This window comes from Leifsonia sp. KNZ13-11D, assembly GCF_056754895.1.
Genome location: NZ_JBPGWU010000001.1, coordinates 1,874,673 through 1,890,121, shown reverse-complemented (window position 1 = coordinate 1,890,121; position 15,449 = coordinate 1,874,673). Strand labels below are relative to the sequence as shown.

At 71.3% G+C, this 15,449-nt stretch carries 11 protein-coding genes and 1 pseudogene; 7 read left to right on the top strand and 5 right to left on the bottom strand.

Annotated features, from left to right (window positions below; translation table 11 throughout):
• Window positions 1-153: 153 nt before the first annotated feature.
• The 3 genes from ACR9Y5_RS09465 to ACR9Y5_RS09455 are packed head-to-tail and all read left to right on the top strand — an operon-like array spanning window position 154 to window position 3,505.
• The gene (locus ACR9Y5_RS09465) at window positions 154-1,254 is read left to right on the top strand and encodes an App1 family protein (protein WP_481297725.1); all 1,101 of its coding nucleotides are present in this window, start codon (window positions 154-156) and stop codon (window positions 1,252-1,254) included.
• Window positions 1,255-1,294: 40 nt separating this feature from the next.
• Entirely contained in the window at window positions 1,295-2,401 is a 1,107-nt protein-coding gene (locus ACR9Y5_RS09460) for a winged helix DNA-binding domain-containing protein (protein ID WP_481297724.1), read from the top strand.
• A 9-nt stretch (window positions 2,402-2,410) separates the two neighbouring features.
• Entirely contained in the window at window positions 2,411-3,505 is a 1,095-nt protein-coding gene (locus tag ACR9Y5_RS09455; RefSeq protein WP_481297723.1) for an FUSC family protein, read from the top strand.
• Between the two features lie 37 nt (window positions 3,506-3,542).
• On the opposite strand, the gene ACR9Y5_RS09450 is transcribed toward ACR9Y5_RS09455, so the two are convergent.
• Complete coding sequence (locus ACR9Y5_RS09450) at window positions 3,543-5,309, bottom strand: proline--tRNA ligase (protein ID WP_481297722.1); 1,767 nt, start codon at window positions 5,307-5,309, stop codon at window positions 3,543-3,545.
• A 56-nt stretch (window positions 5,310-5,365) separates the two neighbouring features.
• On the opposite strand from ACR9Y5_RS09450, the gene ACR9Y5_RS09445 reads away from it, so the two are divergent.
• Window positions 5,366-6,817 carry an RNB domain-containing ribonuclease gene (locus tag ACR9Y5_RS09445; RefSeq protein WP_481297721.1) on the top strand — a complete coding sequence of 484 codons (1,452 nt, stop codon included), beginning with the start codon at window positions 5,366-5,368 and terminating at the stop codon, window positions 6,815-6,817.
• A 4-nt stretch (window positions 6,818-6,821) separates the two neighbouring features.
• Here ACR9Y5_RS09445 and ispG read toward each other — a convergent pair whose 3' ends face one another.
• The 4 genes and pseudogenes from ispG to ACR9Y5_RS09425 form a co-directional block, all read right to left on the bottom strand.
• Entirely contained in the window at window positions 6,822-7,955 is a 1,134-nt protein-coding gene (gene ispG / locus ACR9Y5_RS09440) for a flavodoxin-dependent (E)-4-hydroxy-3-methylbut-2-enyl-diphosphate synthase (RefSeq protein WP_310134900.1), read from the bottom strand.
• Window positions 7,956-8,075: 120 nt separating this feature from the next.
• A pseudogene (locus ACR9Y5_RS09435) lies at window positions 8,076-9,397 on the bottom strand (M50 family metallopeptidase).
• An 819-nt stretch (window positions 9,398-10,216) separates the two neighbouring features.
• A complete protein-coding gene (locus tag ACR9Y5_RS09430) occupies window positions 10,217-11,299 on the bottom strand; it encodes a 1-deoxy-D-xylulose-5-phosphate reductoisomerase (protein WP_481297720.1) in 1,083 nt (360 codons plus the stop codon).
• Between the two features lie 38 nt (window positions 11,300-11,337).
• Entirely contained in the window at window positions 11,338-12,675 is a 1,338-nt protein-coding gene (locus ACR9Y5_RS09425; RefSeq protein ID WP_481297719.1) for an aminotransferase class III-fold pyridoxal phosphate-dependent enzyme, read from the bottom strand.
• 83 nt (window positions 12,676-12,758) lie between these two features.
• Between ACR9Y5_RS09425 and ACR9Y5_RS09420 the strand changes: the two genes are divergently transcribed.
• From ACR9Y5_RS09420 to ACR9Y5_RS09410, 3 genes are read left to right on the top strand one after another with little or no spacing between them, the layout of a single operon-like run.
• Window positions 12,759-13,739 carry an FKBP-type peptidyl-prolyl cis-trans isomerase gene (locus ACR9Y5_RS09420; RefSeq protein WP_481297718.1) on the top strand — a complete coding sequence of 327 codons (981 nt, stop codon included), beginning with the start codon at window positions 12,759-12,761 and terminating at the stop codon, window positions 13,737-13,739.
• 10 nt (window positions 13,740-13,749) lie between these two features.
• Window positions 13,750-14,604, top strand: coding sequence for a hypothetical protein (locus tag ACR9Y5_RS09415; RefSeq protein ID WP_481297717.1), 855 nt, complete (start codon window positions 13,750-13,752; stop codon window positions 14,602-14,604).
• Window positions 14,605-14,662: 58 nt separating this feature from the next.
• A complete protein-coding gene (locus ACR9Y5_RS09410) occupies window positions 14,663-15,421 on the top strand; it encodes a lysophospholipid acyltransferase family protein (RefSeq protein WP_481297716.1) in 759 nt (252 codons plus the stop codon).
• The last annotated feature ends 28 nt before the right edge of the window (window positions 15,422-15,449 follow it).

Sequence of the window (15,449 nt, the reverse complement as noted above, 5' to 3'; positions counted from 1 at the left end):
GCCCGGCGACGGGATCACCGTCGCACTCAGACGATCATATTCGTGGAAACCTCATTTCCGCTGTGGAATACCCTTCGACGCGCCGCAGAAACAGTCCCCCAGATCTGGGGGATGCATTCGTGTGCACGTTCACTCCGTGAGAAAATGCCTTAGATGCCCTCTTCCGACTCGCGCCATGACAAGGTCTCCGGCGACCCCATCGTCCGTCGCGGCGCGGCGGTCGAGCCGATCATGCACCGCGCCGCCCGCGTCGAGGACGCCTTCCACGAGTTCCGCGCCCGCCGCGCCAGGAAGCGCGGTTTCCTGGCGACCGTGGTGCCGTACACCGGCTACGGGTCGCCCTCCTGGGTGCGCATCCTTGGCCGCGTCGTGCTCGCCAAGGAGCCGCGCCCGGGAAGCCGCGCCGAGCGGCTGCACCGCAGACGCGAGGAGTCGATCCGCGGCTGGCGCTCGTTCATCAGCGTGCCGCTCGCGGAGACGACGGTCACGGTCGAGATCGAGGGCGACCGGCATGAGGTGACGACCGACCGCGGCGGCGTGATCGACACGGTCGTACCGGTGCAGCTCTCCCCCGGCTGGCACACCGTGCGACTGTCCACAGCGGAGTCGACACGCGTGTTCGAGGCGCCGGTCTTCGTGCTCGACCCCGCGTCCACCTTCGGCGTGATCTCGGATGTGGACGACACCGTCATGGTGACGGCGCTCCCCCGGCCGCTGCTCGCCGCCTGGAACACGTTCGTGCTCGACGAGCACGCGCGCGTCCCCACCCCGGGCATGTCCGTCCTCCTGGAGCGGCTCTCCGCCGCGCATCCCGGTGCGCCCGTCGTCTACCTGTCGACGGGGGCCTGGAACGTGGCGCCGACCCTCACGCGATTCCTGTCGCGCAATCTCTTCCCCGCCGGGCCCCTTCTGCTGACCGACTGGGGGCCCACGCACGATCGCTGGTTCCGCAGCGGCCGGGAGCACAAGCGCACCAGCCTCGAGCGGCTGGCGCAGGAGTTCCCGGGGCTCAAGTGGCTGCTGATCGGCGACGACGGGCAGCACGACGAAGACCTGTACGGCGAGTTCACGGTCGCGCACCCCGACAACGTCGCCGCCGTCGCGATCCGCCAGCTGTCCAGTGGCGAGGCGGTGCTCGCCGGTGGCCGTTCCAAGGCGGACAAGCACCGGGAGCTCTCGGGCACCCCCTGGGTGTACGCGCCGGACGGCGCCGGTCTCAGCGAGCAGCTGACGGAGCTCGGCCTCCTGCCGTAGCCGGCGGCGTCGTGTCGGTGGCGTCTGCCAGGCTGGGGCCATGTCCTCCGGTCCCGTCGCCCACGCGAACCGCGCCGACCTGCTCCGGATGCGCCGGATCGCGCAGGCGATCGACGGTCCCCGCGAGCCCGGTCCTGCGGCGGTGGCCCAACGGTTGCTCGCTCTGCAGGGCCAGGACTTCGCGGCGGGATGCTGGGCACTGGCCGTGCGCACCGACGGAGCCACCCGTGAGGACGTCCTCGCCGACCTGGACGCAGGCCGCATCATCCGCTCCTGGCCGATGCGAGGGACGCTGCACTTCGTGCCGCCGGGCGACCTGCGCTGGATGCTTTCCGTCACGACCGACCGGATGGTCGCGGGTCTGACGCGCCGCCAGGAGCGGCTCTCGCTGACCGCCGCCGACTTCGTGCGCGGGGCCGATGTCGTCGCCGCCGCGCTGGAGGGCGGCGGCCGCATCGGGCGCGCGGAGCTGATGGAGCTGTGGGAGTCAGCCGGGCTCAGCACCTCGGGCCAGCGCGGCTATCACCTGATCTACTTCCTCGCGCAGACCGGCCTGCTCTGCTGGGGTCCGGTGGTCCGCGGTCCGAACGGCACGCTCGCGCAGGCTCTGGTCCTGCTGGACGAGTGGGCGCCCGCCCCGCCGCCGCTCGGCGTGGACGAGGCGAACACGCGGTTCCTGCTCCGCTACCTGACCGGCCACGGCCCGGCGACGATCCGCGACTTCGTCTGGTGGACGAAGGGCACGATGGGCGCGGCGAAGGCCGCCCGCACAGAACTCGGGGATGCCCTGACAGCGGTCGAATGCGACGGCATCGAGTACCTGGTCACCACCGAGCTCGCCGACCGGGCGGCAGCCACCCCGGCGACGCGCGCCGAGAAGGAGGCGGTGCACCTCCTGCCCGCCTTCGACGAGTACCTGCTCGGCTACCAGGACCGCTCGCCGATTCTCGACGACGAGCACGCCGACCTCATCGTCCCGGGCGGCAACGGCATCTTCCAGCCCATCATCGTCGCCGGCGGCCGCATCATCGGCACGTGGCGCCGCGACGGAGTCCGCGTCGTCCCCGCGCCGTTCGGCGAGCTGAGCAGCGCCCGCCGGACCCGCCTCGAGAGGGCCGCTTCGGCCTACGCCCGGTACGCCGGGTAGCGTTGGAGGGTGGCACGCACCCGCTCGACCCCTCGCAGGCTCCCGCCCGGCATCGCGCTCCCCGCCACCATCCGCACCTCCACTCGCGCCCCGTTCCTCCAGGTCGTCAAGACGGCCGTCGCGATGATCGTCGCGTGGGCGGTGGCGAGCGTCTTCGTGCACGGCGAGCTGCCGATCTTCGCCACCATCGCGGCCCTCCTCGTGGTGCAGCCGAGCGTGAACCAGTCGGTGGGGCGCGCGATCGAGCGCTCACTCGGCGTCATCGGCGGTGTCGTCGTCGCATACCTGATCGGACTGGCCTTCGGCACCAACAGCTGGATCGTGCTGCTGGCGGTCGTCGTGTCCGTTCTGCTCGCCTGGGCGCTGAAGCTCACCCCCGGCACGGCGAACCAGGTGCCGATCACCGCCATGCTGGTACTCGCCATCGGCGCCTCCGATCCCGAGTACGCCCTGGCCCGGATCGTGGAGACCGTACTGGGCGCGGCCGTCGGCGTGATCGTCAACGTCGCGATCGTGCCACCGGTGCTCACCGCCCCGGCCCGGGAGGCGGTGGTCGCGCTCGGCGCGGAGATCGCCTCCACGCTCGACCGGCTCGCCGACGCGCTCACCACCCGGCACACCCGGGGCGAATTGGATGCGCTGCTCATCGAAGCGCGCCTGCTGCGGCCGATGGAGGCGAAGGCGCAGAGCGCGATCACCGCGGCGGACGAGAGCCTGTCGCTCAACCCGCGCCAGCGCAAGCACCGCGTCTACCTGGAGCACGACCAGCAGCTGTTCGACAGCCTCCGCCCGCTGATCAACCGCACGCTCGGGATGACTCGCGCCTACCACGACCACTACGACGACAGCCTCGCCGCCGAACCGACCATCCACGCCATCGCCGACGAGCTGCACCGCGCCGCGCACGACCTGCGGCTGCTGGCGCGCGACCCGGACGAGCCGATCGTCGAGCCCGGCACGGAGACCGCGGGCATCCCCGTCCTCACCGCGCCCCTGACGGTCGCGACGCCCGATCCGCGCCACTGGGTGCTGATCGGCTCCCTGGTGGAGGACCTGCGGCGCATCCACGTCGAGATCGCCGGCGACGACGCCGCGTCCGGCTGAGGCGCCGAGCCGGCAGGGCCGTGCCCGCGGTCCCGGGCTACGCCGTCAGCTCGGCGACAGCCTCGGCCACCGGCAGGGTGCGCCGGTCGCCGGTGCGACGGTTCCAGAGCTCGACCTCGCCGTCGGCCGCGCCGCGACCCACCACGAGCACGCGCGGCACGCCGATCAGCTCGGCGTCGCCGAACTTCACACCGGGCGACACCTTGGGCCGGTCGTCGTAGAGCACGTCGAGCCGCGCGTCCTCGAGCTGGCCGATGATCTCCTCGGCCAGGTCGTAGGCGACCTGGTCACGGCCGGTCGCGACGACGTGCACGTCGAACGGTGCGATCGACTCGGGCCAGACCAGCCCGCGGTCGTCGTTGTTCTCCTCGGCGAGGATGGCGAGGATGCGCGTCACGCCGATGCCGTACGACCCCATCGTGACCGTGACGAGCTTGCCGTTCTCGTCGAGCACCTTGAGGCCGAGCGCCTCCGCGTACTTGCGGCCGAGCTGGAAGACGTGACCGATCTCCATGCCACGCGCGAGCTCCACCGGTCCGGACCCGTCGGGCGCGGGGTCGCCGGGCTTGACCTCGGCGACCTCGACGACGCCGTCCCACGAGAAGTCACGGCCCGCGACCAGCCCGAAGACGTGCTTGCCCTCGATGTTGGCGCCGGTGATCCAGCCCGAGCCGTCGACCACACGCGGGTCGACCACGTAGCGGATGCCCGTGGCCGACTTCTCGCCCAGCACGGGTCCGTCGGCCGACCACGGGCCGATGTAGCCCTTCACGAGACCGGGGTTCTTGGCGAAGTCGTCGTCGGTCGCGGCATCCACCTCGGCGGGCGCGAAGGCCACCTCGGCGCGCTTGAGGTCGACCTCGCGGTCGCCCGGCAGGCCGACGACGACCAGCTCGCGGGTGCCGTCGAGGTTCGTCAGGGCCAGGACCACGTTCTTCAGCGTGTCCGCCGCCGTCCAGGCGCGCCCGTCCGGCCGCGGGTGCTTCTCGTTCGCCACCTCGACCAGCGTCTGGATCGTCGGCGACCCGGGGGTGTCGAGCACCTCCTGCGGCGTCAGCTTCTCGTAGGAGCGCGCGGGCGGCGCGATGGTCGTGAAGGCCTCGACGTTGGCGGCGTACCCGCCGGGCGAGCGCACGAAGGTGTCCTCGCCGACGGGGGTCGGGTGCAGGAACTCCTCCGACCGCGAGCCGCCCATCGCTCCGGCGTCCGCCTGCACGATGACGTACGACAGGCCGAGCCGGGTGAAGATCCGCTCGTAGGCGTCGCGCTGCGCCATGTAGCTCGCGTCGAGCCCCTCATCCGTGGCGTCGAACGAGTAGGCGTCCTTCATCGTGAACTCGCGGCCGCGCAGGAGGCCGGCACGCGGACGGGCCTCGTCGCGGTACTTGTCCTGGATCTGGAAGATGGTCAGCGGCAGGTCCTTATAGGACGAATAGAGGTCCTTGACGAGCAGCGTGAAGACCTCCTCGTGCGTCGGCGCGAGCAGGTAGTCGGCGCCCTTGCGGTCCTGCAGGCGGAACAGGCCGTCGCCGTACTCCTCCCACCGCCCGGTGGCCTCGTAGGGCTCGCGCGGCAGCAGCGCGGGGAAGTGCACCTCGTGGGCGCCGGCGGCCGCCATCTCCTCGCGGATGATCCGCTCGATCTTCTCCTTCACGCGCAGCCCCAGCGGCAGCCACGCGAAGATGCCCGGCGCCTGGCGGCGGATGTAGCCGGCGCGCACCAGCAGGCGGTGGCTGGTGACCTCGGCGTCCGAGGGGTCTTCACGGAGGGTGCGGAGGAAGTAGTTGCTCAGGCGTGTAGGCACCGTTCCATGTTAAGGGGAGCCGGAGGGCCCGCCGTTCCGGAGACTAGGGTGGCGGCATGCCCGACCGCAGGACCCGCGTCGCCGCCTCCCCCGCGGCCGCACCGCTCGCCGCATCGCTCGCCGCCTTCCAGCAGGAGCTCGGGCTGCCGGAGGCCTTCCCACCCGAAGTCGAAGCCGAAGCGCGGGAGGCGGCGGCCGCCCGTCCGCTGCCCGAGACCGACGCGACGGACGTGCCGTTCCTCACCATCGACCCGGCGGGGTCCACCGATCTCGACCAGGCGATGCACCTCTCGCGCGCGGGCGACGGCTTCCTGGTGCGCTACGCGATAGCCGACGTCCCCGCCCTGGTCGCGCCCGGCGGCGCCGTCGATGCGGAGGCGCGCAGCCGCGGGCAGACGATCTACGCTCCCGACGGGCGCGTGCCGCTGCACCCCGACGTCATCGGCGAGGACGCCGGGTCGCTCCTCCCCGACGTCGTGCGCGGAGCGTTCGTCTGGGAGATCGGCCTCGACGCCGACGGTCACCAGACGTCCGCGCACGTGTCGCGGGCGCGCATCCGGTCGCGCCGCCGTTGGAGCTACGAGGAGGCGCAGGCCGCGCTCGACGACGGGACCGCACCGCCGGAGCTCGCGCTGCTCAGGGAGATCGGGCGCGCCAGGATCGCGTGCGAGCGCGAGCGCGGGGGCGCGAGCCTCAACACGCCCGACGAGGAGGTCGTCGTGCGAGACGGGACGTACGCGCTGCAACGCCGCGCCCCACTGCCCGTCGAGGAGTGGAACGCGCAGCTGTCGCTGCTGACCGGGATGGCGGCGGCGCAGCTGATGATCGACGGCCGCGTCGGCATCCTGCGGACCATGCCCGCGCCGACCGACGAGGCGTTCCAGACCTTCCGCGCCCAGACGGTAGCACTGGGTCTGCCGTGGCGCGAGGGGATGCCGTACGGCGCCTACCTGCGCACGCTCGACCCGGCGCACCCGCTGGCGGCTGCGGTGCTGCAGGCGGCCACGGCGCTCTTCCGGGGCGCCGGTTACGTGGCGTTCGACGGCGAGCCCCCGCACGACCCGCAGCAGGCGGCGATCGCGGCGCCGTACGCGCACGTCACCGCGCCCCTGCGGAGGCTCGTCGACCGCTGGGGGCTCGTCGTCTGCGAGGCGCTCTGCGCCGGACGTCCGGTGCCCGAATGGGCGCGGACGTCGCTCGGCACCCTCCCGTCGATCATGGGCGCCTCCAGCCGCCTCGCCGCTCAGGTGGAGGCGGGCGCGGTGGATCGGGTGGAGGCTGCGCTGCTCAGCTCACGCATCGGCGCCGAACTCGGCGCGACGGTGCTCGCGGTGCGCAACGGGACCGTGCTGGTGCAGCTCGACGAGCCCGCCGTCACCGCGTCGACGCCGCGCTGGGACAGCGTCGAGCCGGGCGACCGGATCCGTCTCCGCGTGATGGCGGCCGACATCGGGACCGGACGGGTGGCCTTCGAGCCGGTACCGTCCGACGCGGTCCGTCAGCCCTGACGGATCAGTGCGCCCCGACGCTGACCGTCGGCTCGCCCGACGGGCGGTCGGCCATCTCGTCGGCGAGACGGTTGGCCTCCTGGATGAGCGTCGCCACGATCTCGGACTCGGGCACGGTCTTGATGACCTCGCCCTTGACGAAGATCTGGCCCTTGCCGTTGCCGCTCGCGACACCGAGGTCGGCCTCGCGGGCCTCGCCGGGGCCGTTCACGACGCAGCCCATCACGGCGACGCGCAGCGGAACGCTCATGCCCTGGAGGCCCTCCGTGACGCTGTCGGCCAGAGAGTAGACGTCGACCTGCGCGCGGCCGCAGCTGGGGCAGGAGACGATCTCGAGCTTGCGCTCGCGGAGGTTCAGCGACTGCAGGATCTGCAGGCCCACTTTCACCTCTTCGGCGGGCGGGGCCGAGAGTGAGACGCGGATGGTGTCGCCGATGCCCTCGCCCAGCAGGATGCCGAACGCCGTGGCCGACTTGATGGTGCCCTGGAACGCGGGTCCGGCCTCCGTCACACCGAGGTGGAGGGGCCAGTCGCCGCGCTCGGCGAGCATCCGGTACGCCTTCACCATCACGATGGGGTCGTTGTGCTTGACCGAGATCTTGAAGTCGTGGAAGTCGTGCTCCTCGAACAGGCTGGCCTCCCAGACCGCCGACTCGACGAGCGCCTCGGGGGTGGCCTTGCCGTACTTCTCGAGCAGGCGGCGGTCGAGGGACCCAGCGTTCACGCCGATGCGCAGCGAGACACCCGCCGCCTTGGCGCGGCGTGCGATCTCCCCCACCTGGTCGTCGAACTTGCGGATGTTGCCCGGGTTGACGCGGACGGCCGCGCATCCGGCGTCGATCGCCGCGTAGACGTAGTTGGGCTGGAAGTGGATGTCCGCGATGACCGGGATCTGGCTCTTTTTCGCGATGATCGGCAGCGCCTCGGCGTCGTCGCGGCTCGGGACGGCCACACGGACGATGTCGCAGCCCGATGCCGTGAGCTCGGCGATCTGCTGCAGCGTGGCGTTGATGTTGGTCGTCGGCGTGGTGGTCATCGACTGCACGCTGATCGGGGCGTCGCCGCCGACCAGCACTTTGCCCACGCGGATCTGGCGGGACTTGCGACGGGGGGCGAGGGTTTCGGGGACCTTGGGCATCCCCAGATTGATTGCTGCCACGTCCCCAATCCTACGCGGGTGCGTGGGAGTCGGCTGGGGGCTCGGTGCGCGCGACCCGTGCGGCGGGACAGCCGAACTGCGGGTCGGCCGGACGGCAGGTCAGCCGAACAGATTGACCGGCTTCACGATGTCGGCGTACATCAGCAGCACGCTCATCCCGCCCAGCACGATCACCACGGCGAAGGTCAGCGGCATCAACTTGGCCATGTCGACGGGACCCGGGTCGCGACGCCGGAACAGCTTCGCGAACGTCCGCCGGAGTCCCTCCCACAGGGCGCCCGCGATGTGGCCGCCGTCGAGCGGGAGCAGCGGGACCAGGTTGAAGACGAACAGCGCGATGTTCAGCGAGGCGAGCATCCCGATCATCGTGTAGACCTTGTCCACCACCGGGACGCCGTCCAGCGCGGTAAGCTCGCCCGCCGCGCGGCCGATGCCGACCACGCTGATCGGGCCGTTCGGGTCGCGCGGCGCGGAGCCGAAGGCGGCGTTCCAGACGTCGACCATCCGCTGCGGCAGGTGGACGAAGACGTTGACGACGGCTCCCGTCTGCGCGCCCACCGCGGGGAGGACCGCCGTGACGGGCTGCGGCACGAGCTTGGCGACCGGCCCGATCCCTACGAACCCGACCGTCAGCGTCTCGATGCCGCCCGCCGCGTTCTTGACGACCGCGCCGTTCGCGTCGGTCTTGGCGACCTTGTTCACGACGGGCGTGACCTGCACGGTCCGCTGCTCGCCGTCGCGGCTGAGCACGACTGTGAGGGTCTGCCCTGCCGACTTCCGGATGATCGCGGTGGACTGGTCCCAGCTGGTGATGCGGGTGCCGTCGATGCTCACGATCGTGTCGCCGGGCTTGAGCCCGGCGGCGGCGGCCGGCCCCTGGGTCGCGTCGGCGGGGCACGACTTCGCGGTGCTCCCGGCGGGCAGCACGCACTGGCTGACCGTCGCGACGGTCGTGGAGCTCTGCGGCGCGCCGAACCCCATCAGGAGCACGCCGAACAGCAGAACGCCGATGAGGAGGTTCATGAACGGGCCGCCGAACATGATGACGATGCGCTTCCAGACGGAGAGGCGGTAGAAAGTGCGCTCCTCCTCGCCGACCGCGACCGTCTCGGAGCTCGCGACGCGCGCATCCTGCACCATCTGCTGCATGAAGCCGGTGGTCGCGTTGCGCCCGCGGCCGCCCTCCTTGCCCGGGGGAACATCCCGATCATCGAGATGTAGCCGCCGAGCGGGATGGCCTTGAGGCCGTACTCGGTCTCGCCGCGGCGGAACGAGAACAGCGTCTTGCCGAAGCCGATCATGTACTGGGTCACCTTGACGCCGAACAGCTTGGCGGGGACCAGGTGCCCGATCTCGTGCAGCGCGATCGACAGGGCGACGCCGACCAGGATGATGACGACGCCGAGGACGAACAGGAGCACGGAATCCACGGGTTCAGGCTAGCGGCGTGCGCCTTGGAGCTGGCCGCGAAGCCGCCCGGTGAGCGCTATGCCGGGGCTGGGAAGTCCCGGGTGCCCCGTGCTTCCGCCGCGGATGCTCTTCGCCGCACCCTCCCTTCCCGTCCCTATCGGCGGAGTTCTGCGCACGACCATCGGAGATTCCGGGTGAATCCGCGCGGATCTCCATCCCCAGAGTGTTGTGACGGAGATCCGGAGCCGTTTCTCCGACGATCGCTTCGTGGCGAGGCTGCGGGGTACAGGATCGCGGGGGTCCGGGCGCCGCACCCACCCTTTCCGTCCCTATCGTCGGAGTTCTGCGCACGACCATCGGAGATACCGGGCGAATCCGCGCGGATCTCCATCCCCAGAGCGTTGTGACGGAGATTCGGAGCCCTTTTCCCGACGATCGCTTCGTGGCGAGGCTGCGGGGTACAGGATCGCGGGCGTCCGGGCGCCGCACCCTCCAGTCCCGTCCCTATCGTCGGAGTTCTGCGCACGACCATCGGAGATTCCGGGTGAATCCGCGCGGATCTCCATCCCCAGAGTGTTGTGACGGAGATCCGGAGCCGTTTCTCCGACGATCGCTTCGTGGCGAGGCTGCGGGGTACAGGATCGCGGGCGTCCGGGCGCCGCACCCACCCTTTCCGTCCCTATCGTCGGAGTTCTGCGCACGACCATCGGAGATACCGGGCGAATCCGCGCGGATCTCCATCCCCAGAGCGTTGTGACGGAGATTTGGAGCCGATTTTCCGACGATAGCCGCTACGCCGCACCCACCGCGCCGCACCCACCGCGCCGCACTCAGCGCGCCGCGATCAGCGCGTCGGCCTTCGCCCGCGCCCAGCGCTCCGACTCGGCCAGCGACTCGCGGGTGAGCTCCCCCGCTGGCACGTGGGCGTCGACGACGCGCTCCACCGTCCCGAGGATGTCGAGGTAGCCGATCGCCCCGGCGTGGAAGGCCGCGACCGCCTGCTCGTTGGCTGCGTTGAAGACGGCCGGGTACGTGCCCGCGGCCATCCCGACGCGCTTCGCCAGCGCGACCGCGGGGAACGCCTCGTCGTCGAGCGGCTCGAAGGTCCAGGTGTGGGACGCGGTCCAGTCGAGCGGTACGCCGACGTCGGGAACGCGGTCCGGCCAGCCGAGGCCGAGCGAGATCGGCAGGCGCATGTCCGGCGGGGACGCCTGCGCGATGGTCGAGCCGTCCACGAACTCCACCATCGAGTGGATGACGGACTGCGGATGCACGGTGACGTCGATCCGGTCGTAGGGCACGTCGAAGAGCAGGTGCGCCTCGATCACCTCCAGGCCCTTGTTCACCAGGGTCGAGGAGTTGGTGGTCACCACGAGCCCCATGTCCCAGGTGGGATGCGCCAGCGCCTGCTGGGGGGTGACGTCGCGCAGCGAATCGCGGGAGCGCCCGCGGAACGGGCCGCCCGACGCGGTCAGAACGAGACGCCGCACCTCACCGGCGGACCCTGCGCGGAGAGCCTGCGCGATGGCGGAGTGCTCCGAGTCGACCGGCACCAGCTGACCGGGGGCGGCGGCACGCTTCACCAGTCCGCCGCCGACGATCAGCGACTCCTTGTTCGCCAGCGCCAGCATCGCGCCGGTCTCGAGCGCGGCGAGCGTCGGGCCGAGGCCCACGGAGCCGGTGATGCCGTTGAGCACTACGTCCGCCTCCACGGATCGCACCAGCAGTTCGGAGTCGGCGGCGCCGAGCGCCGTGTCGACCACGCCGAAGCGCTCCGCCTGGGCGGCCAGCTCGTCCGCGCTCCGGCCGGCGCTCAGACCGACGACGCGGAAACGGTCCGGATTCGCCGCGATGACGTCGAGCGCCTGCGTTCCGATGGAGCCGGTGGACCCGAGGATGATGACTCTGCGCACGAGGCCATCGTACGAGAGCGGTCGCCCGGCGGGACTGCTCAGCCCAGGCGCCCCAGCGCCTCCTCCAGCACCGTGGCCGCGTCGTCGATCAGCTCCTCGCTGATGACCACCGACGGCAGGAGCCGGAGCACGCTGTCCCAGCTGCCCGCGTCGAGCGGGATGACGCCGTTGCGGGTGGCGTGCGCGAGTACGTCCTTCAGCGCCTCCGGGTTCGGGGTCTTCGTACCCGGCTGGACCAGCTCCACACCGAACATCGCGCCCTTGCCGCGCACCTCGCCGACCACCGGGAAGCGCTCGGCCCAGTCGCCGATGCGCGCCCACAGCGCCTTCTCGACGCGCCGCGCCTCGGCGAGCAGGTCCTCGTCCTCGAACGCCTGGAACACTGCGAGGGCCGCAGCCGTCGACACCGGGTTGCCGCCGAACGTGCCGCCGATTCCGCCGGGCTGCACCGCATCCATGATCTCCGCACGGCCGGTCACCGCCGCGAGCGGGAAGCCGCCGGCGATGCCCTTCGCGCTCGTGACGAGGTCGGGGACGACACCGTGGTGCTCGATCGAGTACCACGATCCGGTGCGGCCGATGCCGGCCTGGATCTCGTCGGCGACGAACACGATGCCGTTCTCGGCGCAGAACTCGGCGAGCCGGGCGAAGTAGCCGGGCGCCGGGATGATGATGCCGCCGTCGCCCTGGATCGGCTCGACGAAGAGGGCGGCGAGCTCGGTCGCCCCGATGTGGGTGCGGATGTAGTCGATGGTGCGCTCCGCGGCATCCTCCCCCGTCATCCCCTCGGGGTCGCGGAACGGGTAGCTGATCGGGACGCTGTAGATCTCGCCCGGGAAGGGCCCCATGCCGGCGCGCTCCGGCCACGGGCGGTACGTCATCGCCATCGTCAGGTTGGTCCTGCCGTGGAAGGCGTGGTCGAGCGTCGCGATCGCGCGGCGGCCGGTGAACTTGCGGGCGATCTTCACCGCGTTCTCCACCGCCTCCGCTCCCGAGTTGACCAGGATGCTGTGCTTCTCGAAGTCGCCGGGCGTGATCTCGGCGAGCTTCTCGGCGACGGCGACGTAGTTCTCGTACGGCGTCACCGTGAACAGGGTGTGCGTGAGCTTCGACGCCTGCTCGGCGGCCGCCGCCGCCACTGCCGGGTGCGCGTGGCCGATGGTGGTGACGCCGATCCCGCATCCCAGGTCGATCAGGCGGTTGCCGTCCACGTCCACGAGGATCGCGCCGGAGCCGGACTCCATGTAGATGTTCGCCAGTGTGCCGGCGCCGCGGCTTACAGACGCGACCCGCCGCTGCTGCAGCTCGACCGAGCGCGGGCCGGGCAGCTCGGTGACCAGGTGACGGGACTGGGGCACGGTGAATTCACGGGTCATGGAACCATCGTAGGCGGCGCGTCCAGCCGACCCATTCCCGCCTGTCAGGTTCGGCGGAGGCTGATAGGGCAGGATGGACGACCGTGCGTACCTCTCTCAAGGCCCTGACCGCGACTGCGACGGCCGCCCTCCTCGTCGCCGGACTCGCGGCCTGCAGCTCCGCCGCTCCCGCCGCCACCGCGACCCCCGCCGCGAACGCGTGCCAGAACGTCGCCTCCGGCAAGACGTCGAAGTCCGTGACGGTGACCGGCGACTACCGCGCGACCCCCAAGGTCACGTTCGACGCGCCGCTCAAGGCCACCGACGTGGAGCGCACGGTCGTGATCAGGGGCCACGGCGCCGAGGCGAAGGGCGGCTCCAGCGTCGACGTCGCACTGGCCGCCTACAACGGGACCACCGGCAAGGAGCTGACGGCCTCGCAGGGCTTCGACGGTTCGGCTGCGGCGACCATCCAGGTGAACGACAAGGCGTACGTGCCCGGCCTGGTCCGCGCGGTCGAGTGCCTGCCGACCGGGTCGCGCGTGGTGCTGACCGCGCCGGCCAAGGACGCCTTCGGCAACCAGGACCTCTCGCAGCTGGGCCTCACCGCCAAGGACAGCGTCGTCTTCGTCGCGGACGTGGTCGCGCTGACCCCGACGCGCGCCGACGGGACGCCGGTCGCCCCGACCGCCGGGTTCCCGACGGTGAAGCTCAACGCCAAGACCGGCGAGCCGACCATCACCATCCCCAAGTCCGACCCGCCGACCGAGACCAAGATCGCGCTGCTCAAGCAGGGCGACGGCGAGACGGTGCAGCCCGGCGACACGGTGACGGTGCAGTACAAGGGCGTCCTGTGGCGCAACGGCGAGATGTTCGACTCCAGCTGGAGCCGCGGCGCCCCCGCCTCCTTCCAGACGACCGGCGTCGTCCCCGGCTTCAAGAAGGCGCTCGAAGGCCAGAAGGTCGGCTCGCAGGTGATCGCGATCGTCCCGCCCGCCGACGGCTACGGCTCGGCCGGCTCGGGCGAGATCACGGCGACCGACACCATGGTGTTCGTGATCGACATCCTGAAGACCACGCGCTGAGGCCCGACCGGTGCGGCTCCCCCGCCTGCGGCTGATCGCCGCCGCGTGCGCCGCGGCGGCGGCGCTCGCGCTGGTGCCCGCGGCCGCCGTCGCGGATCCCCCCGCGCCGTTCTATCCGGGCTACATCATCAGCGATGACAGCTTCTTCAACCCGGACGCGATGACCGCCGCGCAGATCCAGCACTTCCTGGAGCAGCGCTCGTGCCATCCCAAGGACGCGTCGCCCTGCCTGTCCGACTTCCGGATGGACGTGCCCGCCCAGCCCGCGTCCGCCGACCGGTGCACGGCGATCCCGGCGAAGCGGGACGAGCGTGCGAGCAGCATCATCGCCCGGGTCGCCCACGCCTGCACGATCAGCCCGCGCGTGCTGCTGGTGCTGCTGCAGAAGGAGCAGTCGCTGCTCACCGCTCCCAGCGCCTACGGGTATCAGCGGGCGACCGGCTACGCCTGCCCGGACACGGCCGCCTGCGACACGCGCTACTTCGGGTTCTTCAACCAGGTGTACCGGGCGGCCTGGCAGTTCCGCGAATACACCGTCCACCCCGGCGACTGGCGGTACAGGGTCGGCGGCAACACCATCCAGTACCACCCGGATGCCGCCTGCGGGTCGAGCAGGGTGACCATCCTCAACCAGGCCACCGCGAACCTCTACAACTACACGCCCTACCAGCCGAACGGCGAGACGCTGAAGGCGCCGAAGGGTCCAGGCGGGGCGTGCTCCGCGTACGGCAACCTGAATTTCTCGCGGCTCTACAGCGCCTGGTTCGGCTCGCCGCTCGCGGTCCGCTATACGGGGTTCGTGGACGGCTGCCTCATCTACCAGGGCGGGTTCGGCTGCACCCTCGGAACGCCGCTCGAGCCGTGACGCGCCGAACCGGGGCGCATGCCGCCCGCGGCATACGCCCGCGCCTACCCTCGGAGGGATGAGCATCGACGAACCCGACGATGGCGTCGCCGAGGTGAAGAGGCCCGGCGCGCTGTACTTCGCCGGCCGCATCCTCATGGCGCCGTTGCTGAAGCTGGTGTACCGGCCGCGCGTGATCGGCAAGCGCAACGTGCCCAAGCACGGCAAGGTCATCCTCGCCAGCAACCACCTGTCGTTCATCGACTCCGTGGTGATCCCGATGACGGCGCCGCGCCGGGTGCAGTTCCTCGCGAAGTCGAGCTATTTCGAGGGCACCGGGATGAAGGGCCGCGTGTCGCGCGCGTTCTTCACGGCCATCGGCGCGGTCGGCGTCAAGCGGGGCGCCGGGGCGGCAGCTCAGGAGGCGCTCGACCAGGCGAAGCGCATCATCGACACCGGAGCGGCGTTCGCCATCTACCCCGAGGGGACGCGGTCGCTCGACGGGCGCCTCTACAAAGGTCGGACGGGCATCGGCTGGCTGGCGCTGACGACCGGTGCGGTCGTCGTGCCCGTCGGACTGATCGGGACGGACCAGATGCAGCCGGTCGGTGCGCGCATCCCGAAGATCCACCGCATCACCGTCCGCTTCGGCGAACCGATCGACGTCTCGACCTTCGGGCCCGCCGAATCGGGCCGCGCGCGGCGTCAGGCGACGGACGCCATCATGGCCGCGATCCACGGCCTCACAGGCCAGGAGCTCGCCGGCGTCTACAACGAGGCGCCGCCCGCCAACACCGTCGAGCGCGTCAAGCGCGCCCTCCGCCCCGAGCGCCTCTAGCCCGCTGCCCTCGCGCCCTCCGCTCTCG

Excerpts from the sequence above, each read along its gene's own strand:
- ACR9Y5_RS09465 (WP_481297725.1), top strand. The coding sequence starts at position 154 with ATGCCCTCTTCCGACTCGCGCCATGACAAGGTCTCCGGCGACCCCATC.
- ACR9Y5_RS09460 (WP_481297724.1), top strand. The coding sequence starts at position 1,295 with ATGTCCTCCGGTCCCGTCGCCCACGCGAACCGCGCCGACCTGCTCCGG.
- ACR9Y5_RS09445 (WP_481297721.1), top strand. The coding sequence starts at position 5,366 with ATGCCCGACCGCAGGACCCGCGTCGCCGCCTCCCCCGCGGCCGCACCG.
- ispG (WP_310134900.1), bottom strand. The coding sequence starts at position 7,955 with ATGCCCAAGGTCCCCGAAACCCTCGCCCCCCGTCGCAAGTCCCGCCAG.
- ACR9Y5_RS09425 (WP_481297719.1), bottom strand. The coding sequence starts at position 12,675 with ATGACCCGTGAATTCACCGTGCCCCAGTCCCGTCACCTGGTCACCGAG.
- ACR9Y5_RS09410 (WP_481297716.1), top strand. The coding sequence starts at position 14,663 with ATGAGCATCGACGAACCCGACGATGGCGTCGCCGAGGTGAAGAGGCCC.